The organism is Tolypothrix tenuis PCC 7101 (assembly GCF_963874875.1).
Lineage (GTDB): Bacteria > Cyanobacteriota > Cyanobacteriia > Cyanobacteriales > Nostocaceae > Aulosira > Aulosira tenue.
This window is the reverse complement of sequence record NZ_CAWNJS010000001.1, coordinates 1,645,477-1,671,152: the sequence shown is the minus strand read 5'-3', so window position 1 is coordinate 1,671,152 and position 25,676 is coordinate 1,645,477. Positions and strand designations below refer to the sequence as shown.

Below are 25,676 nucleotides of genomic sequence, written 5' to 3'. Positions count from 1 at the left end.
AGTTTTAAGAAAAATTGTCAAATTCTGTTCACAATATTTTTGCTTAGTCTTTGCCAACTCTTAATATGCAGTGTTTAACTGTATAGAAACATAGCTAATAAGAGTGCGATCGCTAAATAGTAAATTAAACACCCAATTTACGGAAATTTAACCTGGTGTTAACTAAATGCAATTTCTGCGATAACTTGAGATGTTGTACCCAAGGTTGTGCAGATAGCTGGGCAATTGCATTGGCAGAAAGGGTGGCTGTAAAAGTATCTTTGCCTGGAGTTACGCCAGCCACATTAAGATTTTCTAAGATAGCAGTTGCGTCCGCATCTAAAATAGGTTCGGTATGGATAAACACTGTTAAACTTGGTGTTTCTGGGTCTGGTACATCATTAAGGGCTGTGGCTAGGGCAGCGTCTAGCTTCTGATAATTCATAAGCAAATCCTTGGTAATTCAGACAGGAAATTTTAATTTCACCTATCCTATTACCAACCTACCAAATTTATCGGTTTTCATTACCTACCCTTATACAGACGTAATATACCCTTGCCTACGTCTAATTACAGATTTTAATTGTCAGAGCTATTGCTGGCGCTCATCGGCTGCTTTTAACCCCTGCTCAAATTCGTCAATAGCTTGAATTGAATCCGAAATTGTCAGACATTGTTCTAGCAAAGAAATATCTAATTCTGGTAGAATCTCACTTTTAGAGAGAGCTTCATACCCATAAGTATCAGGGTAAACAGTAGCTTGTTCTTGTTGAGAATTGTCCCGTAGATGGTATAACTTAAACTGGTTTCTCTCCCAAAACCAGACTTCTGCCACTCCTAATCTGCGGTAGATTTCCAGTTTGCTAACACTGCCACTAGTCAAAACTACTTCTATAGCTAAATCTGGTACTTTTTTCTCTTCACCTATGCAGTAACACTCGTCTGGTTCTGCACCAGCTTTTTTTGCTTTGTTTTTAAAAGTAGAACTTCCCATAGGTACAAAACGAATACGTTTACTGTAGAAAAAACGCTCCAACAGCATCCCTAAATTCGTTTTGATTTTTTCATGTCTGATTGATGGTGACACAATCTCTAATATTCCATCTAAATAATTAATTCGGTAATGAGAGTTGTTTTCTAGTTTTGCCAGTAGCGATTCATAGCTTTCCCAACTCACACCGCTACTAATAAACCTTTCTTCTGGATCGTTACCATGACCCAATTCTGGCTCATCAATTAGTTCTTTAAGGCTACTAACCATTGTCATCTTTCCTACGAATTTTTGAATCAAGGTGAATTCTGCATTTATTTCATACTGATTTCTCTATAACATCTGTTTAGATATTATCGCGAAAAAAAGCGAGCGCCCCGACTTCGTAAATCAAGGTGCGCGGTAATGGATGCTGAAGACTCTGTATTTTAGACTTTCGATTTCAATTATCAGAAAGTATTCTTACTTTCTTCTTACTGGATATCTCCAGATAAACTCACTGTAATAACGTTAACAACATTATTATTATTATCGTATCCAAAGTAATTATAATAAAACCCATCACCTAACGCTGTAGCAAATGCAATAACATTTGCTCCATTGGACTCATTGACACACATATTAGCCAACATTATGCCAAGCCTATTTTCTTCTTCGAGTAAATTATCTATTTTGCAAGCTAAAGTGTCTTCGTAAATTTCTGCTTCCCAAGTATTATTAACAATAATTTGAGCAGCATCCGCATCCATAAAGCACCCTATTCCCGAATCAACTCCATAACCAAAAAACCCCTCTCCTTCTTTTAAATCACTTAATTTTTCACCAACTCTAGTAGCTAGTTCCCACCGTATTGCGCTTACTTCGCTAATCTGAACCATAGCATAAGCAACCATTGGTTCTTCGTTATTGAGGTTCCGTGCAACGCTCAAAAAAACTGGGTAACAACCAGGTTGAAAATTGGGACTAAAGGGATCTGTACCAGGAAAAACTAGGGGATCACAAGCTACTAATTTTCCTGAAGTTAAGTTTAACTCCCCAATTTTATAGGGATTAAGAACAAAAACACCAAATTGTGTATTTAACCTTTGACCTGTTTGGAAAGCTTTTGATAAATCAACATTTATCATATTTTATTCATTTATTTAAAGGTCAAATTGTTTGATAGCGATTATTTAAATATTGAAATCTTCAATATTTAATATACCTATTGATACTTGTTATTTTAATTCTTTCTTATACGCTTTTTTCTACCATTAGACTTCAAGCGCCCAGACTTTGTGAGCCTGAGCGCTTGAATATTAGGTTGCAGATTCAACTTCTGCGAGTTATTGAAATTAAGCAGGCATCATTTGCATCATTCTGCAAGATTCTGCACACTTGCGGCAAGCAGCAGCACATTCCATCATTTTGGGATTGTCGCTCATTTGTTCGCAAGCCATTGCACAGCGATCGCACATTTCTGCACATAACATACAAGTGCGTCCCATAAATTCGGAACCGCCCATCATCATGTTCATGCACATCATGCACATTTCAGCGCAGTCACGCATCATGCCCATCATGCTCATCATGTTCATGTCCATTTGCTTACCGCCTTTGAACATAGACATACAATGAGTCATGGCTTCCATGCACATTTTATGACATTCCATACAAGCATCCATGCAAGTTTGCATTTCGGTTGTCATGGATTCAGCCATCATCATCATCATAGGAAATACCTCTTGACTTTCTGATGCATTGTGAGTAGTCCTTGGTAGGACTACTTATCACATTAGACTCATATTTTTGAGGAGTCAATAGTGTTTTTAAGAGCAAATTTATAAGTTTACTAACTCGATGTGATTACCGTTAATTTGATTTAATTTCCCATAATTTACTGATATTTATATGGTGATGTTGCTGATAATTATTATCTATAAAGGAATGCAAACTCCCCTAAATAAGTGTAGTTAGATGACATGAGTAAAGTTGTTCCTCTCACAGGAACAATCAGAGTAACTTTATTAACCAAAAAATGTCATACTTTTTTAACAATTTAGGCATTAAGAATGAGGGGAATAAACATAAGCAACAATTCCAATTACCTATTACCCATTACCAAACGCCTTCATGTAAGCAATTTGATGACTACTGTATTGGCAATGTAAACCAGAAGGTTGCACCTTTATCTAAAGCGCTATTTACGCCAATTTCGCCACCATGAGCTAGGATAATTTGCTTACAGAGATATAATCCTAATCCCAAACTTACGGAATTACGAGAGCTATTACCCCGATAGTAAAGGTCAAAAAGGCGATCGCTTTGTTGCTGGCTAATGCCGACACCGTTATCGCTGACTGTACAATAAATCTTGTCTTCTTTGATGGTGGCGTTAATTGTCAACTCTAACCCAGGAGGGTTGTGTTTCACTGCATTGACAATCAAGTTAGAAAACACACGCCACAGTTGCGTTGAATCGGCGTTAATTAATGGTAAATCTGCGGTGACTGAATTTTTCAGTGTCGCTTGATTTTCCGCTAGCATCGGTTCTAAATCCGCGATCGCAGCTTCGACAACTGTATGTAATTGTACTGGCTGGCGTTGTATGGCTATCCCCTGTACCTCACTGCTATGGGCTTCCAGTAAAGAATTAATTAAGCTGAGTTGGCGATCGCTACTTTGCACCATCCGTTCTAAAATCGAACGAGAAATAGTAATTTTGCTGTCTGGATTTGCCAGTAAATTCTTCAGCACCATTAAAGTACCTAATACTGGGTTGCGTAAGTCGTGAGAAACTGCGTGAAAAAAGACTCGCAAAGCTTCTTCAGCTTGTTTGCGCTTAGTGATGTCTTCAATTAGCCCTTCATAGTAAAGCAGCTTTCCTTGTTCGTCGCGAACTGCGTAAGCTTTTTCGGAAATCCAAACAATACTCCCGTCTCGGCGGTAAATTTGGGATTCAAATTCTGAGATGCTACCATTTTCTTCAATCAGGCGGACAAAATCGGCTCGGCGGTTGGGGTTAACATATAGTTGATGCTCAATATCAGTGAAGTTAGCTGTTACTTCCTCTGGCGATGAGTAACCGTAAATCTTAGCTAAGGCAGGATTAGCTGTAATGTACTTACCATCGGGACTGCTTTGAAAAATCCCTTCCACAGCGTTTTCAAAGATACTGCGATATTTTGCTTCTGCAACCTTCAGCTTTTGATAAGCCGATTCTAATTCTTGATGAGCATAAAAATCTGAACGTTGTAGGCGATCGTAAAGATAAACACCCAAATCGCAAATTGCACATAGCCAAAAAACGTACAAGATAAACGTGACATTATAAATTTCTGGGTGTTCTGCTATGGGGGTTGGTAGTCCTAAGGCTGTATTGACACCAAAATAGTAAATCAGCAAACCCACCTGAGACATCAAATGTAAACGCCAGGAAACAGGAATAAATGTAGCTTGGCTTAAAAACAGCAGTGACCAACCCAGGGTATCAGGGAATGCAAAGCCTTTGATGGTAGCAAATAACTGTGATGCGAGACTAATTGACCAAGAAGACCCGACAAACAATAGTCCCGGATAACGCTGACCAAACTGAGTTCTGTGCAGGCTAAAGCAGATAATGAGAATTACCAGCATAGCAAGATTGATCAACAATCCTTGGGTTCTGAACGCCTCTGGTAATGGGTCAAATTCTTTTAAAGGAAAATATAAGTCATAAATATTACGCAAAGTAAAGGTAAATAAGCAAATTAGCGCTAGTAATAGCCATAATTGCAACCTTTGCCATAAAAAGCGCTGTCTAGCCGCTAACCATTCGGATTCTTGAATTTTAGTTTTAGCAACAGCAATTTTTTCATTAGTTGATGTACAAAAGGCTGTTTTAGCCCACCTTTTCATTGCTTTTAATAAGGTAGCCATCCGCTTATTACCCACTTTGCCCATAAATCGTAGGTGTTTCCTATTTCCAGACTGCCACAATACCCTGGTATTTTGGCGTGAATTTCTCACTAGGGCTAATTAAAGGGGTAAGGGACTTCCAACTTAAAAAATATACTATTCCTTGCCAAGCAAGGGAGCAGGGAGCAGGTGAGCCAGCGCGGTCTTGGGGGTTTCCCCCATGAGCGACTGGCGAATCCGAAGGAGCGCAGGGGGAGAAAGAAAATATTCTTTCTCGTAAATCGGATAATTCATTTTCTGGAAGTCCCTAATATCAATTACGAATTACGAACTACGAATTACGAATTACTGGTGATGGAGTGGCTAAGGGTAATGAGAACCAAAAAGTTAAACCATACTTGCGACTACTACTCACACCTATTTCGCCACCATGTGCTTGAATGATTTGCCGACTGAGGTACATTTTTAAAGCTAGACTCGTGGAACAACAAGCTTGCGGTTCGCGAACAGATAAATCGAATAGGCGATCGCACTCTAATTTGCTCATAACGATACCATTATCGTGAATTTCGGTGCGAATCATGCCTGGTTCAATTTTGGTTTTAACGGTAAAACGTAATCCTGGGGGATTATTTTGCAATCTATGGGTAAATAAATTAGCAACGACTTTTTGCAACTGAGTTGGATCTGCCATCACCAATGGTAAATCGTCAGGCAGTAAGTTATTCAATATCGCTTGGTTTTGGTTGAGCATCGGCTGCAAGTCTTTAATAATTGACTCCAGCAGCGTACTAAAATGTACCAATTCCCGGCGCAGGGACATTCCTTGACCTTCACAGCTATGAATTTCTAGCAGTGAGTCAATCATTCCTAATTGACGGTCATTACCTTGAATCATTCGCTCAATTACTGAACGCGGGACGGGAATTTCTGCTGGGGAAGCTTCCTGATTCTGTCCGCGATTTTTGAGTAAATTTTTCAGCACCAATAAATTACCCATCACCGAAGTTCGCAAATCGTGAGCAACGGTGTGCAATACTACATCTTTCACCCGTTGCAGTCCTTCTAGTTCCTGCATTTTCTGCTGGAGTTGGGCGGTGCGTTCTTCTACCTGGTGTTCTAAATTAGTATTGAGTATTGCTAGTTCTTGGTAAAGTCGAGCTTGTTGAATAGCGATCGCTAACTGCTCTGACATTTGTTGCAGTAAATCTATTTCTATAGCTTGCCACTGACGCGGCCCAGAACATTGGTTAGCAACTAATGCCCCCAATAATTCATTATTGACCATAATTGGCACAGCCAAGGTAGCCCGCGTCTGGAATTGTTGATAGTGTTCCTTTAATTTGGGCGATGCAGCTATTTGATCGATATCTTCTACTAAACGCACCCGATTAGTAGAGAGGAGAGTTTTTAACTCTTGGAGATAAGTTTTATCTTCAGTTGTCCAACCCAAAATGGCGGGATATTTAGGATCTACTGATTCCGCAACCGTTTTACCTCCTTGTTGGGCATCATTCAGACCAATAAACACTCGGTCAGCTTGTAAAAATTGCCTAACTTCCGTCACCGTAGTTTGCAAAATTTGCTCTAAGTTGAGGGAAGAGCGAATTCTGGCTAAAGTTTCTGTCAACAAGCGATCGCGCTGGGCGGAAAGGCGCAATTGAGCTTCTACCTGCTTACGTTCGGTAATGTCGTGATTGACTGCTAAGATGCAGGGAGTGCCATCTAATTCAATAATTTCTGCCGATAGCAGCGATGTCAGAATCTGTCCTGATTTAGCCCGAAATTCTATTTCTAAGTTCCTTACCATACCCAGGTCTCGCAAGTGTTGTAATAATTTCATGCGATCGCGGTTATTGACCCACATATTTAATTCAAAAGATGTGCGCCCAATCGCCTCATCTCGCTCAAAACCCGAAAGCCTGACAAAACTGTCGTTAACTTCGATGTAGCGTCCTTCTTCCAGGGTGCTGAGACTGATAGGATTGGGACTGCAACGAAAAGCTTTTGAATACTTCTGCGCCAAGCTTTGCAAATTCGCTTCTGCTAGTTTGCGCTCCGTAATATCTCTGACAATGGCTAACACTTCATCCGTATCGCTAGCTACCAAACGTGCCTCGTAATCGCGAATTCCTAAAGGCGTTGGTAGTTGATATTCACAGGTTTGCAAATTATGAGAATCTAAAGTTTTAGCGATCGCGTCTTGGCTAATTGCAACTACATCTGTCGGTAAAATATCTTCCAAGTTTTTACCAACTATCTCTTCTCTGGGCAAAACTATATTTGCACCATCACCTTTCAAGTCCAAATACTCACCAGCACGGCTGAGGCGAAACATCAAATCGGGAATCGCATCTAAAATCGCCTTATAGCGCCTCTCACTAGTTCGCAATTGCTCTTCTGCTTGCTTGCGGTCTGTAATATCTATTACCAAACCCTCCCACAGCCAATCACCATTATCTTGTAGTTCTAGCTGGGAAGCGCCTTGAATCCACTTAATTTTGCCACTCGGTGTAATGATGCGACCTTCCCAACGCCAAGGTGACAAAGTAGCTTTTGCAACTTCAATAGATTCTGCGAGGCTGTTCGCATCTTGTGGATGAACTAGTTTGTGTAGTACCTGCAAATCTGCTTGAATAACTTCTGGTTCTAATTCATATAGTTCACGACAACCAGAACTTACATACATCACCTGTTCAGAACCATCCTGACGTTGCAGGACTTGGAAAATCATTCCCGGTAAATTAGCAGCAATTTTCTCCAACAAAGTTAGAGTCCTATGTGGAAAATCTGGTTTATGCAGTAATTTTACAGTTTCATCCACTTTTTGTGCCTTTGTACAGCCAGGAACTAATGTAATTGAGGCAATTGTTGCCATCTTGACAATTTTGATGCGGGTAACATCATTGCTGTCAGCAGCAAAACTACCCCTTATTTCAGGGTAATTCTGCTTGAAGCGATCGCATTCCCCCAATCGGGTGAACAGATCTTAAATTAGTGCTGAATAGTAGTCAAAAATCAACAAGCTAATAGACTAGTACAACAAGGCAAAAGTAAAAAGGCAAAAGTAAAAAGAAAGAATGATGATTTTGTAAGCTTTTCACTTGTTTTAAATGGGTGGCTTATTTCCGCCGTATTGTACTAGAATACCAATTCCCTATTCAGGAACTTTTAGAGTAAGTACTACTTATCATTAAAGTATGAACGCAATATCTAGCAATGCCACCTACCAAAATTATTAGTATTCAATTAATTAATTGCTGTTCTTGGCAATCGTTATTACATATATGTATTAATTCTTAGCACGCTTAAATAAAACTATACGCTTCATTAACAAAGAGCTTTTATAATTTTAATTCGTTACATACTTATGAAATGGTATATCTTTAATATTTTTTAATTTCAACAACGGTCTAAATATGCACAATTCTATTGAGAAAATTTAATTTTAAATTGCCAATTTAATTAAAAAATGACTTTAAAAGAAACAATTTCTCCAACACCAGAAATAGAATCACTAACTCCAGAAACTTTTACCCATGCTTTGATGGTGCTTGCTCATCTTGACAGCGATTTTGCTCGCATTCTCAAAAAATTTGGGCCTCCACCAATGTGGGAAAGAGAAAGGGGTTTTCCTACCTTGCTGCGGATTATTCTAGAACAGCAAGTTTCCTTAGCATCAGCCAAGGCTGTTTATGCACGCCTATGTGAAGCGATCCAACCACTCACACCAGAGAATTTTTTAACGCTTGACGATATGCAATTAAAAGGAATTGGGTTTAGTCGGCAAAAAATGCTCTATTGTCGAGAATTGGCGAAAGCAATTACTAATGGTCAACTGAATTTAGTTCAACTAGAGACAATGGATGAAATGACTATTAGAACTGAATTAAAGCGCATCAAAGGGATTGGCGATTGGACAGTTGATATTTACTTGCTGATGGCGCTACAACGTCCTGATGTGTTTCCCAAAGGCGATTTAGGAATAGCGATCGCTTTACAAAAGCTCAAAGGATTAACCACACGCCCCACACCCACAGAAATAGAAGCGATCGCCCAAAATTGGCGGCCTTGGCGTGCAGTTGCTACCAGAATCCTATGGCACTACTATCTCAGTGTTATTACAGAAAATAAAAAAATCAAATAAAGTAAACTATAATTCCCAGTATTCTTGTGTTAGGCTAATCTTTACTTTTGTTTTCACCTCATAGCTTGCGTTCTCAAATAGTATCTACCACAATAGGGTTTTATTCCAATTCTGGTTAAACATACCAGAGAGTATAATCTATCGCTCAGTAAATTTTTTTCAAATCCATACCGTATGTATAAATATACTTACATCATAAATTGATATCGGTTTTATGTTTTTAAATTAATTTGTAGAGCAATGCAACATCAAAAATTGAATCGTTAATTTATGCAAAAAATTACTTACTCGTTGTTCATGGGAATTATGGTCTTTGGGCTGTACAGTTGTAATTCCATTAATTCAACTGTCCCAAAAGATTCTCGTCAAATTGCTAGTCAGACTGATTCCCAAGCCCAAAAAATTATCAAAATGGGTAGCTCTAGTTCAACGTTAACAGTCTCAACACTGTTAGCAAAAGCTTATGAAGCTCAAAATAAAGCAATTAAAATTGAGTTTGTTTCTAATAGCCAATCTGAAGGTGCGATCGCAGCTTTGAAAAACAATCTTATCGATATTGCTAGTACTAGTAAACAACTCAAGCCTGAAGAAGATAACGGCCAAATTCAGTATCGCGAATTGGCAAAAGACTTGTTAATTGTTGCTACCCATAATAGCGTTAAAGGTGTAAGCAATCTTTCAACTCAGCAGTTAAAAGCAATTTACAAAGGTGAAATCACTAATTGGCAAGAACTGAGCGGGAATAATGCAAAAATTGTAGTGTTAGATCGGCCAGAAGATGAGTCAGCAAAAAAATTATTGCGAAAATATTATTTAGGTAATGATAAGACTACAACTAAAGCTGTAATTCTAAACAAAGAGGGTGAATTAATAGAAACCTTACAAAATACTCCTAATTCCATCGGCGCTTTTTCTTTAGCTTATTCACTCATCAATCAATTACCAGTCAATCGTCTCAGCCTCAACAAAGTTGCACCTACACAAGAAAACTTAATTAATGGGAAATACCCAATGCTACGTCAAATTGGCATTATATCGAGTAAAAAACCTTCAGCACAAACCCAGGGTTTTATAGATTTCATCTATAGCGAGACAGGAAAAAAACTGCTACAAAAAAATGGCTTTGCCCCTGCTCAATAAATAAAACTTGTTATGCACAGATTTTTTGGGCGGTTGAGTCTAAGCCAAAAGATAGTTCTACCGCTACTAATAGTTTGTTTTAGCGTATTCATGTTTGGCTTACTGGCTCTAGGACATTGGTTCACAGATAGTTTGGAACAGAATTTTCGCCAAGAAGTTGAAAGTTTCGCTGAACGTGTTGCTCAAGATTTTCAGTATGAGCAGCAAACATTAGAAACTAAAATTGAGTTGATTGCTACACAAAATCAGCTTAATCAAGCTGTGGAAAAGCGCGATCAATCCTTACTTTTACAAATATTACTACCACTTAAGTCTGTATTGAAATTAGATTGGGTTAAAATAGTTGATTCCCAAGGCAACTTATTACTAGATGCGCGTAACAATTCTTTATATCAAGTTAAAATATTGGATGAAGCAATTAGTAATAGCGCTAGTCGTGGTGCACATTTAACTGATTTGTTAAATGTAGAAGGCGAAAAACAAGTTCTGCAAGTGGTAACTCATGCAATTAAATCATCGGCTGGAATTTCAGGAGGAATGATCATTGGTTATTCAGTGGATGATACGCTTCTGAAAAAAATTGCTGCTGGTTCTTCTAAGCATTTGATTGTTCTCAGAGAAAAACAGATAGTCGCTACAACATTATCAACACTACCTAGTAGCAAACAAGCATTTCCTAGCCCTGATTCACCCGCTAGACGAATTACGATTGACAACCAGAATTATTTAGCTAAAAGCATCTTATCTCGAGGCGCAAGCCATTCTCTAGTAACTACAGTGTTATATCCCATTTTGCCTTTAGACCTAGCTCGATGGAAACTCTGGCAAAATTTGGGAGTGTTATTTTTGCTGGGAAGCTTGATTGTGGCAATTATGGGGAGTTTAATTGCGCGAGCTATTACTCGTCCTTTAAAAGCTTTAACTCAGATTGCACAACAAGTTACCCATAGCTCTGATTTTAATCTCCAAGCCTCAGTGACAACCGAAGACGAAGTTGGTATTTTAGCCATTGCTTTGAATCAGTTAATTCAACAGGTCAAACGACTACTGGTAGAACAATACGACGCTAACAACAAACTAGAAGTTTATAGCCAAAACTTAGAACAAAAAGTTAGAGAGCGCACGCAAGAAATACAGCAAAAAAATCTTAATCTTAAGCAAACTTTAAACGAACTCAAACTTACCCAGTCACAACTAATCCAGCACGAAAAGATGTCTTCTTTGGGGCGCTTAGTTGCTGGTATCGCTCACGAAATTAATAATCCAGTTAATTTTATTTACGGTAATCTTAAATACACTGATGAATATACTAAACAATTGCTTTTATTACTTCAACTTTATCAAAAATATTACCCCAATCCAGAAGTAGAAATTCAAAATGCTCAACAAGAAGCTGAGATTGAATATCTAATAGAAGATTTGCCTAAGATACTGACTTCAATGAAGATTGGATCTGAGCGCATTCGTGAGATTGTGTTGAGTTTGCGAATCTTCTCTCGGTTAGATGAAGCTGAGTTTAAAACGGCAGACTTACACCAAGGTATCGATAGTACTTTGTTGATTTTACAACATCGTTTAAAAGCACAAAACAATCGCCCTCAAATCGAATTAATCAAAGATTATGGTGAAATACCAGCAATACCTTGCTTTGCAGGACAATTGAACCAGGTATTTATGAATATTCTGGCAAATGCCATTGATGCTTTAGAAGAAGCTTTTGAAAAAGAGCTTTGTGCTGAACCAGTAATTCGTATTACTTCTGCAAAGGTAAATAAAAACATTATTATTAAAATCGCTGATAACGGTACAGGAATTACAGAAGAAGTTCGACTGCATCTATTTGAACCATTTTTTACTACTAAACCAGTTGGTAAAGGTACTGGGATGGGATTATCAATTAGTTATCAAATTGTGACTAAAAAACATGGAGGATTGTTAGAGTGTTTCTCATTGCCAGAAAGAGGGACTGAGTTTGTAATTACCATTCCTATACGCTAAGAAACTTCCAAATAAAAAATAGACAATCACTTTGGTGAACAGAGGAGGAAAAATTACATGATGATATTAATTTTGGGTATGGCAGGCAATATACCTGCCGATAAGAAACTATAATTTCCCAGTAAAAACTCGTTCTGCTGGGCCAGTCATATAAACCCGTTGGTCAATTTCTGACCATTCAATTTGTAAAGGCCCACCAGGTAGCTCTACAGTGGCAATGCGATCGCATTTTTCGGTTAACACACCAGCCACTAAGGAAGCACAAGCACCTGTACCGCAAGCTAAGGTAATACCCGCACCTCGTTCCCATACTCGCATTTTCAAGTAATCACGCCTGACAATTTCAATAAATTCAGTATTTGTCCGTTGGGGAAAAACTGGGTGATGTTCAAACTTAGTCCCAATAGATTCTAAAGGAATTGCGGCTACATCTTCCACAAAAGTAATACAGTGAGGATTGCCCATACTCACACAGGTAACTTCCCAAGTTTTCCCAGCCACCTCTAGGGGTTGATTAATTACCTTGCTATCCGCAGCACTCAAGGTAGTGGGAATTTCTCCAGCCAGTAATTTAGGTAAACCCATATCCACCTTTACTTGACCATCAGCCATCAGTTGGGGTGTAATGACACCAGCCAAGGTTTGGATGCGATATAAGTCTTGAGTTCTCGATTCGCCCTCTAAATCAGCCAAAAACACACCTAAACAGCGAATACCATTACCGCACATTTCCGGTTCTGAACCATCGGAATTAAAAATCCGCATAGTGTAATCAGTACCGTTTTCTCCTGGCAAAGCAAAAATTACACCATCCGCACCGATACCAAAGTGGCGATCGCACAACTTGATTGCTTGCGCTGGAGTGATTACAGGCTCAGATGAAGAGCGATTATCAATGAGAATAAAGTCATTCCCCAAACCGTGATACTTAGTAAATTCGATTGCCATTTACCCAAGGATGAATTATCAAAGATTAGTTACTGTCGATTATGGATGAGAAAGTGGTCATTTGGGCATCGGTAATAGGTCATTGCTAATGGGCATTTGTTCTTTCTCCCTTGCTCCCTAATCCCCAATCCCTAATCCCCAATCCCCAATCCCCAATCCCCTATGCATTCATCACCACCAAAAACCCTTACGGAATTCGATACTTCACTGCCCAGCATTCGGCAAGTACAAAACCTGATTAAAAATACAGCAACAGTAGATTTCAAACTGCTGACAGGCGATTTGGTCACAGGCAGGATCATTTGGCAAGATCCAAACTGTGTCTGTATTGTGGATGAAAACAGCCAGCAAACTACAATTTGGAAGCAGGCGATCGCTTACATTAAGCCTAAAATTTAGGCTTGTTTGCTGGCTAAATTCCTCAAATTTGTATTTGCAGGTTATGTTTCTTTAACCATGCTATTTAATTTCTTGACTGATCTACAGGCAGAAATTCTTTTAGGGCTTCTGCCTCATCAGTTTTTACCATTGGTATGGATAGCGGCACTGCCTCAGATGCCGTAAATAAAGGTTGTAGTTGATTGAGACTCTCTAAGCTGCCACATAACAATACTTGATCGCCGTCTCGCAAGTCCATATGGCTATCAGGAGAGCGGATAAATTTACCATCACGCCGGATTGCCTCTACTTTTACGCTGTATTTGTTAGTAATATCTAAATCTGCTAAATTTTTACCTAAAATTGGAGTATCAGCATTAATTGCTGTCCACTGACAAGCGCTATCTTCTCCGGGAACTGCTGTTCTACCCACAGCAAATTCTGCCAAAGCTGCTAGTTCTTCATCTGCTCCCACTACCAGCAAGCGATCGCCTTCTTGTAATCGCGTTTGGTTATTGGGATAGTCAATTTCTTCGCCATTAGCGCGACGAATTGCCATTAAACTCACCCCAATTAAGTAACGCATATCTGCTTCTTCTAAGCTCATACCAATGAGGGGCGAACCAGATGGTAGGGGATACCAACGGCGATTTAAATCTTGTGTTGCGTGTTCTAAATTACGAGAAACTTCCGAGGCGGTCTGTTCTGGCCGCAAGTCTAAGTAATGATCTTTGCGAATTTGCTGCATTTCCCGTTGGACAACATCTCCTGCCAAGCCTAAACCTTTTAATAAATAGGTTGCCATTTCTAAGCTGGCTTCAAACTCTGGTTGTACAACTTCCCTAGCGCCTAATTGATAAAGCACTTCAATATTTTTATCTTGGGTAGCGCGCACCACTAAATCTAATTCTGGACAGAGTTCTAAAGCGCGTTTGAGGCAAAGACGTGTACTCATGGGGTCAGGAAGTGCGATCGCCATTCCTTTAGCATGATTCACCCCAGCAGTTTCTAAAACATGTAAACTCACACAATTGCCATATACATAAGGCACTCCTGCTTCCCGCAATTTCTGAATTCTGCTTTCAGATTGGTCGATGACGACTACAGGTAGCTGGTGTTGCTGTAATAATTTGACTAAATTTTTGCCGACTCGCCCATAACCACAAACTACTACGTGCCCTTTTAATGGCAAATCATCTGCAACATCCCGAGGTTGGACTTCTTCTAAATAAGGTTTCAGCCACGGCATCGATTCTGCCACAGTAAATAAAAATGGCACCAAACGTAGCACAAATGGGGTAATAACAAGTGTTACTGCTGTAGTTCCTAAAATCAGTAAATACACAGTACGTGAAACCAAGCCCAAAGCCTGCCCTTCACTGGCTAGTACAAAAGAAAATTCCCCAATTTGAGCCAGCCCCAGCCCAGCAATTAAAGCTGTTTTTAGGGGATAGCGGAACAGTTTCACCAAAGGAGTAATGATTAAAAACTTACCTACGAAAACTATTGCCACTAAACCCAAAATCAATTCCAGGTTTTTCCACAAAAACACTGGGTCAATCAACATCCCAATAGATGCGAAAAATAAACTGGCAAAGATGTCTCTGAGCGGCTCCACATAGGTTAAAGTTTGGTCGGCGTATTCCACCTCGGAAATCATTAAACCCGCGACAAACGCCCCCATTTCAATGGATAGCCCTAAATACTCTGTTAAAAGGGCAATACCCAAGCAGAGTGCCACTACACCTAATAAAAATAGCTCTTTGCTTTCAGTACGAGCCAGAAGTCGTAATAGTGGAGGAATCAGCCAAATGCCCGCGACAACTGCACCAGCTGCAAATAAGCCAATGCGTACCAGCGCTGTCACCACCGCAACACCAATCGCTTCACCTGGTTCATGCAGCGCTGGTAGGACTGCTAGCATTAGCCCTAATGCCAAGTCCTGCACCACCAAAATACCCAGCATTACCTGGCCGTGGGGCGTTTCTGTTTCGTTGCTTTCCATCAAGCATTTGAGGACAACTGCCGTTGAAGATAAAGACAGAATTGACCCCAAAAATACGCCTTTAGCAGGTAAGGCTCCCCAAGCGCCTGTAACACCGCAGATCACAACCGTGATCAAAATCGTCAGCGCAATTTGTAGCCCTCCACCACCCAGAGCGATCGCTTTTACTTTCTTCAGTTCGGCAAAAGAAAATTCTACGCCCAAAGCAAATAACAAGAAAGCGACCCCAAACTGAGCCAGAGTCTCTACTTGAATCACTTCTTTAATCAATCCCAGTCCCGCCGGCCCCACCACCATACCGCCGATGAGATACCCTAACAACACAGGCTGTCGTAACAGCGCCGCCAACAGTCCGCCACCAGCAGCAACGGCGAGAACGGAGACTAAATCAACAATTAACCTAAAATCTTCTTGCACCAGTTTAAAAAAAAGAACTATTAAGACCTATTAACCTCAGCATACAAATTTTTATATATCTATGCTCAGTTTGTTGGTGCAAGGAAGACAAAATTTGCAGATGTTTCACAGACTGAATGTAACCAGACCCAAAAGTTGTCAAGATCTGGTTAAAATTAATCATCAAAAGCACAAATTTATAGTTTGGTGTTCTGGTGTTGTTCATCGGAGTCATACCAGTACGGGCGAGTTCTGCTGATGGGATGAATGCAACGCTCATCCGCGCCCAAACTTTACATAGCCAGAGCTATTAGCCATCTCAGGTTTTAGAACAATTTCGACCAATTACCAAGGCGCGTGGATGTTCCCGTTGCTTTCAATGAATTGAATAAGCCATCGCCTGCTAAAAATGCCATACGCTCTATTTAGGCTTTTTTAGGCTATTTTTCAACCATAAGAAGAAATTAAATTATTTTAAGTTCAGTAGATTTACGGTGAAATACTGTAATACTACTTAAATACAAATTTTTTTGAGTGCAATTTTATCTAGCTTAACTGTAGTTGTCTCAGTGTTTTTTCACCGTTCAACTCAATATTTATGCTGCTTAATTTCTCAATGGGTGCAGTTTACGAAGATTTTCTGTCATAGTTCACTATCATAAATTGGGTAAAAAATATGTCCAATGCGATCCCACCTGAAGATCGAGACTCTATTGAGCAGGAAGCTAGACAAACGGATACGGATCATTTGGTTTTTGATCCGCAAAGTCAGACACAAGTTAATTTCTCTGCACCTATTCATTCCCGTTCTCAATTTAACTCAGAAACTTCACAGCCAGTTGTGGAGGCTAGCAAAGAAGCTGCTTTTGATGTCTGGAGTGTGTTTCAATTAATCTGGCAAGATCCAGCTAACGGATTACAGACAGCCATTACCAGTTTAGGAGACAGCCGCGCCTTCAACGCAGGTATTGCCCTTTGTGTGCTGTTCATTTTAGCTTTTTGGATGGCAGCGTTAAAAGTCATAGCATCTCTCACAGCTTGGTTGAGTTTTGTAAATTTGTTGGGCACGAGTTTTAACCAACAATTAAGTATTTTTGAACATATCCGCATCCTCATAAGTGCAAGTATTCCAGTGTTAGGGATGATTGCTGTACTGTGGTGCATACGACAAATATTTAAAGGCGCAGGTAATTACAAACAATTCATTTTTGTGACTGGATTTTCCCTCGCTCCGATTACATTATTTTGGCTATTGCTATGCTTATTAGGCACTAGCGGTGGAGAATTAATATTTTTAGTTTCTATTTTCTGCTGGACAACAGTTGTTTTATTTTTGAATACAGCATTAATTGGAGTACTGCGTTTATCTTCTCGGAATGCACTTCTTTTAGTTCCTATACTTTTCGTATCTGATTTTTTTATTACAAGAATTGGTTTTGATATTTTGTATTGAAGGTAGAGTTCTGCAGAAAATAGATATCATGAAAATTATGTGTTATTAGTTTACAATTTAAACGAAATAAGTAATTAAAATGTAATTACGTTAAATAACATTTATGATTAGTTTACTTGTTGAAATGAAATTATATAAACTTGAAAAAATAGTTATTAAATTGATGTCTCTGACTGTTTTGGGTACACTTTCTTTAGGAACTTTGCCTGAATATGTATTGGCAGAAAATAGGTTTGATTTCTCTTTAATAGTAGGCGAATGGAGTGAAAAAGGGAAATGTAATTCCTCTCGTTATGTGTTTATGCCAGATGGAAGCTATCAATCCTTAGTCAAAGAAAAAGATACAGGTAGCTGGAATATTTTTTTCCTGGGAAAATACGAGCGAAAAAGTTCTGACTCTTTAGCTATTACTCATACCAATTCTAATAATGAGTCTTTTGAAGATATACTTTATATTTCAAGTTTAAATTCAAAAGTATTATCAGGTACATGGGCCATCTCTATTGGAGATGATGAAGCGATATCTATTTCTTGGCAACGATGCTTGAGTAGTCGGTAAGTTTATTTCAGTGAAAAATTAGCATTTATATTTACTAAATTGTAACTTAAAAATTTTCTGTAATACAAAATTATGTTTAACATTGTAATTCAAAAAATAATGACAGTTGTTGTATTTAGTTTTGTCAATATTTTGATGTTGCCAACAGATGTTAAAGCAGAGGATTTAACAGCAGCTTGTAAAGGTGCGATCGCTAATGCCAAAACCAGTTTACAGAAAGTGCCTAATGTCTTAATTCAAGATATTTATCAGAAAAAAAATTCCGAAAATTATTCCGATTCACCAGCAGAGCGACCTATCGAATATATATTTCATCTCACTGGTACAGTGCGTAATGGTCGTATGGTAGAAACTGGTATAAAACAGCTTGGAAACTCCCCTAAATTTCTGAAAAGTATCAGCCAAAATATCATCAGCAAATGTAACTCAATAGGTGCAGTTTATTTTGGTAGTACGTTAGCAGCAGTTTGCGGAATTACCTTTGGATTAATGGGTGATGGCACAGTTAAAGAATTTGAGAACGTAGATGCTCCAGCGTTAGGAAGACCTCTTAAATGGGGAGAGACATTCTGTAGTTAAAAGAAAGGGTAATCATATTAAGTTCAGATACTAATACTCTAAGGATTTTACTGCTGATACTTCCATAACTAAGAAATATATTTTCTGTTGAATAAAATACATTAATAATGATTAAATTATGAAAATAATGATAAGAATAAAAAATTTATCATCCTGCTTACTTGCCAGTTTTACTGTTACATTTTCCAGTTATATAAATGTAGCTAAGGCTAGTCCCTATGTGAGCGCAGATTTTATTAGCCAGAGCCAATTAAATTTAAAACCTGCAATTTCTTATGTTGATTTAGCAAAAGTTAAGCAAATTTCACCTAGTAACTATAAATACGTTAAAAGCTTTGTAGCAGCAGAATTCGTAGCAGAATTTGTACAATCGGAAAACCGTTTAGAAAAAAGAAAATTCTTAGAAAGTGAAGTTAATGTCAACTGCAACGATATAAACTCTGTCAAAATTTTGCAAAATCGTTACTTTAAAAACGGTAAATTAATCAAGACAGAAAAGCTGAATAAAGTTATCAGACATAGCGAAGCTAACCCATTAAAAGAAGCTAATTTACTTGTATGTCGTCTTTTTAATCCGGCTTCTTCACAAGAACTAAAATCAGGTTTTTATTCTCTAGGATCTAGCAGTAGTACTCGAATTGCCATCCAAGGAAATCGCATTTGTTATGAAGAACTTGGCCGCCTTGCTAGAACAGTTGCTTCTGTTGTTCGTGACCCCCGATACCTCAGTTTATATAAACTTGAGTCGGTTGAAAAAAAAGGTTGGTCAAAAGAGCCATTTTATTTAATTCAGTTGACATCAAATGAACTTCATTATGGGCCACTCATCGCCCTTGGAAGTAAACAAGTTACTAGCAGTTGGGAAAACAGTAAAGAAATAGAACAATGTTTAAATTCCAATCAAGTTTTCTGGTACTTTCAAGAATATTTGCCCAATTAATCCCAAAACTAGCACTGAATTTTAAAGTCAATATCATATCGCCTGACTATAAAATAAGTTATTTATTGTATCTTTATTCAATATTTTTTATATTTTTAAGCAGTAATGATCAAGTATATTCGTCCATTAATTATTGGATTTATTAGCTTTGCGATTGCTATAAACGAGAAATTTTTTATAAATAATATTCTAATATTTATATGTGGAATTATTACCTTAAACTCACCAATTTCAAACGCTTTTTTGCATGATACTGGCAAAGCAAATGCTGCTAACACATATTCAAGTACTAACTCTATCATTCAAGTTGTCAATAATAGAGTAGGTAGTGAGACTCAGTTTTATAACTCTCAAATAGATACGCCTTCAGAACTCGCACAAATTCCCCGTGTTCGTCAGCAGAACCCCCAGCCTAGTAATGTACCTCAGAATAATTCTCCAGCAGTTTTACCGCAAAACTCAAGCCAAGATTCCCTCAAATCACCCATTCAAACTCAGGCTTCTAAATCAGATTCTCCTTGTCAAGATAAAATTAATGGCTTTACTCTCTACCAATCTGCCAATGGCGTGTGTCTCTACTCTCAAGAATCATCATATATAACTACAGTAGATCTGAGTAAAGCTAAACTTTTTAATTTGACTGGGCCAATCACCAAGAACAATACCATTAAAGCTAAAAACCCTGATTATTTTCTCAATGAACATGATGAAATTGAGAACCTTAACAGACAAGGCTTAAAGTTGAGAGCGATGGTAAATGGTACATTTTTTCGCACTCTTGATGGAGAATCAGACCAGACTATCGGAAATATATTAGTCGATGGTGAACGCATTATTCCTCTAGGACTAAGAACTGAGGGAAAAAAAATTCAGGAATATGACCCTCAGAAAGTCGGCTCTAATTTTGCTCACCGAGCATTCTGTTTTGACTCAACAACAGCCTCTATTCTAAATGATGTTGCTCAGGCTTTTAAAGATACTAGCAAATGTCCAAATTTTATTGGTCTTTATGCTCCTACCGCTCCAACATATCCAGATGAAAAACCTATTCTAGGAGGGCGAACTTTCGTCGGAATCCGAAATGGTAATGCTCAAGGTAGTACAGTCTTGTTTTTCTCTAGTAATTCAGCAACTCTGAAGCAAGCTAGAGATACATTAACAAGTTTTGGAGCGACATCAATTGCTCAGTTAGATGGCGCTGGAAGTTTACTTCTGACCTGGGGTAAAGATATCCTCCTTCAAGGAGGTCGGTTTACAATCAGGATTGGTATTCCATCAGCGATCGCAATCTACTCTAAAGAACCAGAAGAAAAACCCCAAGATAGAACAGGAAAGCCAGTCAAAGGTACAAGTTACGGCGATCCTCACCTCATCACCTTCGACGGACACAGATACAGTTTCCAAACAGTTGGCGAATTCATCCTCGCAAAATCAACTGATGGTATTTTTGAAGTCCAAACCCGTCAATCTGCAGTGAACAAATCCCTTTCTCTCAACAGTGCAGTTGCGATGAAAGTTGGCAAGAATCGTGTAGCTTTTTACTCAAAAGATTTCCCAGATTCCAATACTGATACCCCCCTACGAATTAATGGAAAACCTACTGCTGTAGAAGGTGATTCCTTATCTCTACCAGGAGGTGGGGTAATTCATAAACAAAATGATAGCAACTATGTAGTTGAGTGGTCTACAGGTGAGAAAGTTGCAATCACAATTTATAGCCGTGGACAGTTTAAATACATGGATGTCTTTCCTTTTGTTCTAGAATCTCAAGCCAATCAAATGGTGGGTTTGCTGGGAAATGTTAACGGTAATGTTAATGATGATTTACGGTTCCGTAGTGGAGATATTCTACCTTCTAAATCAACTTATGGAGATGTTCGCCAATTAATTGAGCGTGTATCACCAATTCGGATTCCATTAGGTGAATTGGAGAAAATTTACCTTGATAAATTAAATAAAGACTTTGGTAATAGTTGGCGAGTCAGCCAGAAAGAATCTCTATTTGACTATGGACAAGCTCAGTCTACAGCAACTTTTACAGATAAAGCTTTTCCTGATGCCTACTTGACACTAGATATGCTATCTCCTGCACAACTTGAGGATGCGAGATCCCAATGTCTTAATGCGAGAGTTGATGCAAGTTTATTAGATGGTTGTATCTTTGATGTCGGCTTTACAGGATACAGTGAATTTGCTTATCGTGCAGCACAAGTTTCCAATATTTTGAATGTGGTTGAATCTGTTATTCCAGGTTTTAAAAATCCCATTCCGGGGATTCTGCGTCAAGTTCCCAAAATTCCCGGATTGTAATTTTCAATAGGGTTTACATTCCCATAATTTCAATTAAAACTACAACTATTTGTCAAAAACATAAAAATATTTCTTCCGAGTCAACAGTCAACAGTCAATGCTCTTTTCAAGCTAGCCCCGCATGGTAAAAACCCATAACCAAACATGAAAATCTCTCTTTCCTATGCCCCATGCCCCATGCCCCATGCCCCATGCCCCATGCCCCATGCCCCATGCCCATTTTCAAACTAATAAACTATCAAGGTGCTATCAATGAAAAAAGTCTCCAAATTATTATGGGTGGTTTTTGGTGCAGTTTTATTTCTGTCTATTAACTTACTAGTACCCATAATTTCTTCTGCACAAAATTCTAATGCAGCTAATCGGTTGCAAACTTTAACCAAAGCAGATGAACTTTACCTTACAGGAAATACCGCAGGTGCGGAAAAACTCTATCGCCAAGCTAAACCTCCATTTGCTAAAGAAACAGCCACGGCTAATAGCATTCCTAAAGCCATTACTGACCCTGAACAACTTTCAGGAGCAGGTCGGGTATACTGGCGTAATGCCACCGAAGGAATGCAACAGGGACTAACGAGTAAAATTTTTGTACCGCTAAAAATGCTGTTAGAAAAACAGCCGGAATTTGTCCCTGCATATGCACTGTATGCAGAAGCTTCTAAGAAGTACGGCGATCAAAAAGATGTAATTCCCATTCTAGAGAGGGGCGTAGCAACCTTCCCTGATTCTGTAGAGTTAAATAAAGCTTTAATCAAAGCTCAGGAAGAAAACGATCAATGGTTGGAAGCTTCTATTATTGCTCGTCAATTTGCGATTGTTTATCCTCAACATCCAGAAGCGACGGAGTTTGCTAGCATTGCAGATAAGAACTTTAATCGCTTTCGTAGCAAGCTCAACGAACAAATTATCTTCCAAGGAGTTGTGGGTGCAGTTGTTGGGATTCTCACAGGTGATGGAGCTAACCAAGCTGTAAGATTGGCTCCTTTAATGCTCCAAGGTGAATCTGCTATGGGGGCACAAGTTGCTGCTGCTTATAAACAGCAATTACCTCTGATAGATGACCCGAGTATTTTAGAATATGTCAGCCGTATTGGTAATGATATAGCTAATTTGATGGGGCGGGCTGATTTTAAATATGAATTTAATGTAGTTAAAGACAATTCTCTTAATGCTTTTGCTCTCCCTGGTGGCAAAGTATTTATTAACACCGGAGCAATTATGGCTGCTAACTCAGAAGCAGAATTAGCAGGATTATTAGGACATGAAATTGGTCATGCAGTTTTATCTCATGGATTTCAGCGAATTACCAATGCGAATTTACTTGCTAATGTAGGGCAAATCATACCTTTTGGCAATCTGATTTCTACTTTGGCAAGTCTAGATTATAGCCGTCAAAACGAGACTCAATCTGATATTATTGGCACTCGTGTATTAGCTGCTGCTGGTTATGCGGCTGATGGTTTACGCAACTTATTTGTGACTTTCAAACAACAAGAAAAAGGACAAAGTACTCCAGCTTACCTGCGTACCCATCCCACCTCTGAAGCACGAGTTCGCTATTTAGAAGAAATCATTCAGCGTAATGGTTATAATCGCTATGCTTTTGAAGGTGTACAAAGACATATAGAAATTAAACAAAAACTGCAAAAAATTCTCGCCAGTTGATAAGCGATCGCAGTTCGAGCCCATAATAACAATACAGTAGCTATGAGTCCGATGACAGCAGCACCGACCCCAGTCAAACAATTTATAGAACAACGAGATAAAGATTATTGGACTATCTTTTTAGGGAACTCCAAAAAATAAATTATTCCGCAATGTTCTGGTTCATCCTGAAATTCCCAGGACTGAAGTTTAGTGACATCTCCTACCCCAACCCTAAAAAGCTTAACCACATGGTATTAAACAATATAAGCGTGCTGTTAGGGCACGCTTATATATGTATATTTAACAAATTTACAACTTCTCGCTATCAACCACCTGCAACAGCAGGGACAATACTGACTTCATCGCCATCTTTGAGAAGTGTAGCTGTCCCATCCAAAAAGCGAATATCTTCGCTATTGACATACAAATTCAAAAAGCGCCGTGGTGCACCTGCTTCATCACACAAGCGCGCTTTTATACCAGGACAGCTTTGTTCTAAAGAATCAAATAATTCTGCGATCGTACTGCCACTGCATTCTAATGTAGCTTGGTTATTGGTAAATTTCTGAAGAGCTGTGGGAACTAAAACTGTTACAGACATAATTGAAGTAAGAAGTGTGAAATAAAAAGTATAAAGTATGAAGGATTGAGTTTAATCTTTCAGCCTTCAGCTTTCATCCTTTAGACGAGTACTTGCTGCCATTCCAAACGATCAAGAGTGCGAGAACGCTCTAGTGCGCGTTCAAAACTGTCAAGTTTGGCATCAATTGTCAAAGGTTCGCCAATATAGCCGTGAAGTGCTTCTTGAGTTTTCAAACCATTGCCAGTGATGTATACCACAGTAGTTTCATCTGGATCAATTTTGCCAGCTTCTACTAATTTTTTCAGCACTGCAACGGTTGTACCACCAGCTGTTTCTGTGAAAATGCCTTCTGTTTCAGCTAACAGCTTGATGCCTTCAATGATTTCTGCATCATTGACTGATTCAATATTACCGTTTGTTTTGTTAGCTATCTCTACGGCATAAACGCCATCTGCTGGGTTACCAATTGCAATAGATTTAGCAATGGTATTTGGTTTGACTGGTTTAATAAAATCACGTCCTTCTTTATATGCTTGCGCGATGGGAGAACAACCCTCAGCTTGCGCGCCGCTAAAACGGACTTTCTTATCTTCTACTAAACCAACTTCTACAAATTCTTTGAATCCTTTATAAATTTTTGTAAATAGCGAACCAGATGCTAGAGGAGCCACAATATGGTCAGGTAATTCCCAACCCAATTGTTCAGCAACTTCAAAACCTAGAGTCTTTGAACCTTCTGAGTAGTAGGGGCGAAGATTAATATTGACAAAACCCCAGCCATGTGTGTTAGCTACTTCCGAACATAGACGATTAACCTGATCGTAATTACCCTTGACAGCCATCAATGTTGGGCTGTATATCAGGCTACCCATGACTTTACCTGCTTCCAAATCTGCGGGGATAAACACACAGCAATCTAAACCAGCATGAGCTGCGATCGCTGCTGTAGAATTTGCCAAATTACCAGTACTAGCACAAGAAACAGTGGTAAAGCCTAACTCTCTAGCTCTACTTAAAGCAACTGAAACCACCCTATCCTTGAAGCTGAGGGTGGGCATATTGACAGCATCATTTTTAATATAAAGCTTGTTTAGACCCAGACGACGAGCCAGACGGTGAGAACGAACCAGGGGAGTCATACCTGTTCCCACATCTATAACATTGTCAGTTGCTACAGGCAGAAAGGCACGATAACGCCAAATAGAATTAGGGCCAGCTTGAATTTTTTCACGAGTGACAGAATGACGCAGCGCATTATAGTCATACTTAACTTCTAAAGGACCAAAGCATAATTCACAAACATGGTTAGCTTTCAGTTCATATTCCTCACCACATTCCTTACACTTCAAGGCTTGAAAATATGTGGCTGCTTCGTTAAGTGCGGATTTTGTCTGAGTCATAAACCTAGCTTTCCCTGTTTGTCTGTCAACTCTCGCCTGATACTAACACGAGTAGAAATACCAGTCAAACATACCCGACAAAAAAAGTCGGGTATGTTTCGGTTGTCACAATATTGCGTGATTACAGGAAAGCCTGGGAAATAAATCAGAACCTGGCCACAGCTTGTTGAAGACATCGCTGTCAAGTTTTCCACACTGGAAGAGCAAGCGTTATTAATATACGTATACCAAAAACTGAGATTTCGATTTTTGCCACAACCTCAAAAATCGAAATCAGCTAGAACGAGATCTGGTAGTTGGTCATATATTGAGAAGAAGTATGCTAGCCATAACAAAAGCCTCCCTAA

The 25,676-nt window shown here is 38.9% G+C and carries 20 protein-coding genes; 10 read left to right on the top strand and 10 right to left on the bottom strand.

The window, feature by feature from the left end; translation table 11 throughout:
* Positions 1-124: 124 nt before the first annotated feature.
* The 6 genes from AACU25_RS06780 to AACU25_RS06755 form a co-directional block, all read right to left on the bottom strand.
* A complete protein-coding gene (locus AACU25_RS06780; RefSeq protein WP_096574477.1) occupies positions 125-424 on the bottom strand; it encodes a hypothetical protein in 300 nt (99 codons plus the stop codon).
* Between the two features lie 147 nt (positions 425-571).
* The gene (locus tag AACU25_RS06775) at positions 572-1,240 is read right to left on the bottom strand and encodes a Uma2 family endonuclease (RefSeq protein ID WP_096574476.1); all 669 of its coding nucleotides are present in this window, start codon (positions 1,238-1,240) and stop codon (positions 572-574) included.
* Positions 1,241-1,443: 203 nt separating this feature from the next.
* A complete protein-coding gene (locus AACU25_RS06770) occupies positions 1,444-2,097 on the bottom strand; it encodes a DUF4241 domain-containing protein (protein WP_096574475.1) in 654 nt (217 codons plus the stop codon).
* Positions 2,098-2,304: 207 nt separating this feature from the next.
* A complete protein-coding gene (locus AACU25_RS06765; protein ID WP_045873006.1) occupies positions 2,305-2,682 on the bottom strand; it encodes a four-helix bundle copper-binding protein in 378 nt (125 codons plus the stop codon).
* Between the two features lie 418 nt (positions 2,683-3,100).
* On the bottom strand, positions 3,101-4,867 hold the full coding sequence (locus AACU25_RS06760) for an ATP-binding protein (protein ID WP_096583547.1): 1,767 nt from the start codon (positions 4,865-4,867) through the stop codon (positions 3,101-3,103).
* 310 nt (positions 4,868-5,177) lie between these two features.
* Positions 5,178-7,724 carry a sensor histidine kinase gene (locus AACU25_RS06755; protein ID WP_190445618.1) on the bottom strand — a complete coding sequence of 849 codons (2,547 nt, stop codon included), beginning with the start codon at positions 7,722-7,724 and terminating at the stop codon, positions 5,178-5,180.
* A 594-nt stretch (positions 7,725-8,318) separates the two neighbouring features.
* Between AACU25_RS06755 and AACU25_RS06750 the strand changes: the two genes are divergently transcribed.
* The 3 genes from AACU25_RS06750 (at position 8,319) to AACU25_RS06740 (ending at position 12,131) form a co-directional block, all read left to right on the top strand.
* Positions 8,319-8,993, top strand: a complete 675-nt coding sequence (locus tag AACU25_RS06750; protein WP_096574474.1) for a DNA-3-methyladenine glycosylase family protein — start codon at positions 8,319-8,321, stop codon at positions 8,991-8,993.
* Positions 8,994-9,263: 270 nt separating this feature from the next.
* The gene (locus tag AACU25_RS06745) at positions 9,264-10,133 is read left to right on the top strand and encodes a substrate-binding domain-containing protein (RefSeq protein ID WP_096574473.1); all 870 of its coding nucleotides are present in this window, start codon (positions 9,264-9,266) and stop codon (positions 10,131-10,133) included.
* Between the two features lie 12 nt (positions 10,134-10,145).
* A complete protein-coding gene (locus AACU25_RS06740; RefSeq protein ID WP_096574472.1) occupies positions 10,146-12,131 on the top strand; it encodes an ATP-binding protein in 1,986 nt (661 codons plus the stop codon).
* A gap of 108 nt (positions 12,132-12,239) precedes the next feature.
* Here AACU25_RS06740 and dapF read toward each other — a convergent pair whose 3' ends face one another.
* Positions 12,240-13,079 (bottom strand): diaminopimelate epimerase, encoded by an 840-nt coding sequence (gene dapF, locus AACU25_RS06735; protein ID WP_096574471.1) that lies wholly within the window; start codon positions 13,077-13,079, stop codon positions 12,240-12,242.
* Positions 13,080-13,241: 162 nt separating this feature from the next.
* Here dapF and AACU25_RS06730 point away from each other — a divergent pair, with 162 nt between their 5' ends.
* Positions 13,242-13,478: an Hfq-related RNA-binding protein gene (locus AACU25_RS06730; RefSeq protein ID WP_096574470.1), complete on the top strand. Its 237-nt coding sequence runs from the start codon at positions 13,242-13,244 to the stop codon at positions 13,476-13,478.
* Between the two features lie 64 nt (positions 13,479-13,542).
* Here the strand turns inward: AACU25_RS06730 and AACU25_RS06725 are convergent, their stop codons facing one another.
* Positions 13,543-15,879 carry a monovalent cation:proton antiporter family protein gene (locus AACU25_RS06725; RefSeq protein ID WP_096574469.1) on the bottom strand — a complete coding sequence of 779 codons (2,337 nt, stop codon included), beginning with the start codon at positions 15,877-15,879 and terminating at the stop codon, positions 13,543-13,545.
* Between the two features lie 655 nt (positions 15,880-16,534).
* Between AACU25_RS06725 and AACU25_RS06720 the strand changes: the two genes are divergently transcribed.
* The 6 genes from AACU25_RS06720 (at position 16,535) to AACU25_RS06695 (ending at position 23,364) form a co-directional block, all read left to right on the top strand.
* Positions 16,535-17,311, top strand: a complete 777-nt coding sequence (locus AACU25_RS06720) for a hypothetical protein (protein ID WP_190445619.1) — start codon at positions 16,535-16,537, stop codon at positions 17,309-17,311.
* Positions 17,312-17,414: 103 nt separating this feature from the next.
* On the top strand, positions 17,415-17,870 hold the full coding sequence (locus AACU25_RS06715) for a hypothetical protein (RefSeq protein ID WP_096574466.1): 456 nt from the start codon (positions 17,415-17,417) through the stop codon (positions 17,868-17,870).
* A gap of 99 nt (positions 17,871-17,969) precedes the next feature.
* A complete protein-coding gene (locus tag AACU25_RS06710; RefSeq protein ID WP_096574465.1) occupies positions 17,970-18,449 on the top strand; it encodes a hypothetical protein in 480 nt (159 codons plus the stop codon).
* A gap of 118 nt (positions 18,450-18,567) precedes the next feature.
* Positions 18,568-19,389 (top strand): hypothetical protein, encoded by an 822-nt coding sequence (locus AACU25_RS06705; RefSeq protein WP_190445620.1) that lies wholly within the window; start codon positions 18,568-18,570, stop codon positions 19,387-19,389.
* Positions 19,390-19,632: 243 nt separating this feature from the next.
* Entirely contained in the window at positions 19,633-21,699 is a 2,067-nt protein-coding gene (locus AACU25_RS06700; RefSeq protein WP_321206587.1) for a VWD domain-containing protein, read from the top strand.
* A 252-nt stretch (positions 21,700-21,951) separates the two neighbouring features.
* Positions 21,952-23,364, top strand: coding sequence for a M48 family metalloprotease (locus tag AACU25_RS06695; RefSeq protein WP_096574463.1), 1,413 nt, complete (start codon positions 21,952-21,954; stop codon positions 23,362-23,364).
* Between the two features lie 307 nt (positions 23,365-23,671).
* On the opposite strand, the gene AACU25_RS06690 is transcribed toward AACU25_RS06695, so the two are convergent.
* Together AACU25_RS06690 and thrC are read right to left on the bottom strand one after the other, a co-directional pair.
* On the bottom strand, positions 23,672-23,947 hold the full coding sequence (locus AACU25_RS06690; protein ID WP_096574462.1) for a MoaD/ThiS family protein: 276 nt from the start codon (positions 23,945-23,947) through the stop codon (positions 23,672-23,674).
* Positions 23,948-24,027: 80 nt separating this feature from the next.
* Positions 24,028-25,329, bottom strand: coding sequence for a threonine synthase (thrC, locus tag AACU25_RS06685; protein ID WP_045873013.1), 1,302 nt, complete (start codon positions 25,327-25,329; stop codon positions 24,028-24,030).
* Between the last annotated feature and the right edge of the window lie 347 nt (positions 25,330-25,676).

Excerpts from the sequence above, each read along its gene's own strand:
- AACU25_RS06780 (WP_096574477.1), bottom strand. The coding sequence starts at position 424 with ATGAATTATCAGAAGCTAGACGCTGCCCTAGCCACAGCCCTTAATGAT.
- AACU25_RS06760 (WP_096583547.1), bottom strand. The coding sequence starts at position 4,867 with ATGGCTACCTTATTAAAAGCAATGAAAAGGTGGGCTAAAACAGCCTTT.
- AACU25_RS06765 (WP_045873006.1), bottom strand. The coding sequence starts at position 2,682 with ATGATGATGATGATGGCTGAATCCATGACAACCGAAATGCAAACTTGC.
- AACU25_RS06705 (WP_190445620.1), top strand. The coding sequence starts at position 18,568 with ATGAAAATAATGATAAGAATAAAAAATTTATCATCCTGCTTACTTGCC.
- AACU25_RS06775 (WP_096574476.1), bottom strand. The coding sequence starts at position 1,240 with ATGGTTAGTAGCCTTAAAGAACTAATTGATGAGCCAGAATTGGGTCAT.
- AACU25_RS06690 (WP_096574462.1), bottom strand. The coding sequence starts at position 23,947 with ATGTCTGTAACAGTTTTAGTTCCCACAGCTCTTCAGAAATTTACCAAT.
- AACU25_RS06750 (WP_096574474.1), top strand. The coding sequence starts at position 8,319 with ATGACTTTAAAAGAAACAATTTCTCCAACACCAGAAATAGAATCACTA.
- AACU25_RS06770 (WP_096574475.1), bottom strand. The coding sequence starts at position 2,097 with ATGATAAATGTTGATTTATCAAAAGCTTTCCAAACAGGTCAAAGGTTA.
- AACU25_RS06720 (WP_190445619.1), top strand. The coding sequence starts at position 16,535 with ATGTCCAATGCGATCCCACCTGAAGATCGAGACTCTATTGAGCAGGAA.
- AACU25_RS06755 (WP_190445618.1), bottom strand. The coding sequence starts at position 7,724 with ATGGCAACAATTGCCTCAATTACATTAGTTCCTGGCTGTACAAAGGCA.
- dapF (WP_096574471.1), bottom strand. The coding sequence starts at position 13,079 with ATGGCAATCGAATTTACTAAGTATCACGGTTTGGGGAATGACTTTATT.
- AACU25_RS06710 (WP_096574465.1), top strand. The coding sequence starts at position 17,970 with ATGACAGTTGTTGTATTTAGTTTTGTCAATATTTTGATGTTGCCAACA.
- AACU25_RS06715 (WP_096574466.1), top strand. The coding sequence starts at position 17,415 with ATGATTAGTTTACTTGTTGAAATGAAATTATATAAACTTGAAAAAATA.
- AACU25_RS06695 (WP_096574463.1), top strand. The coding sequence starts at position 21,952 with ATGAAAAAAGTCTCCAAATTATTATGGGTGGTTTTTGGTGCAGTTTTA.
- thrC (WP_045873013.1), bottom strand. The coding sequence starts at position 25,329 with ATGACTCAGACAAAATCCGCACTTAACGAAGCAGCCACATATTTTCAA.
- AACU25_RS06740 (WP_096574472.1), top strand. The coding sequence starts at position 10,146 with ATGCACAGATTTTTTGGGCGGTTGAGTCTAAGCCAAAAGATAGTTCTA.
- AACU25_RS06745 (WP_096574473.1), top strand. The coding sequence starts at position 9,264 with ATGCAAAAAATTACTTACTCGTTGTTCATGGGAATTATGGTCTTTGGG.
- AACU25_RS06730 (WP_096574470.1), top strand. The coding sequence starts at position 13,242 with ATGCATTCATCACCACCAAAAACCCTTACGGAATTCGATACTTCACTG.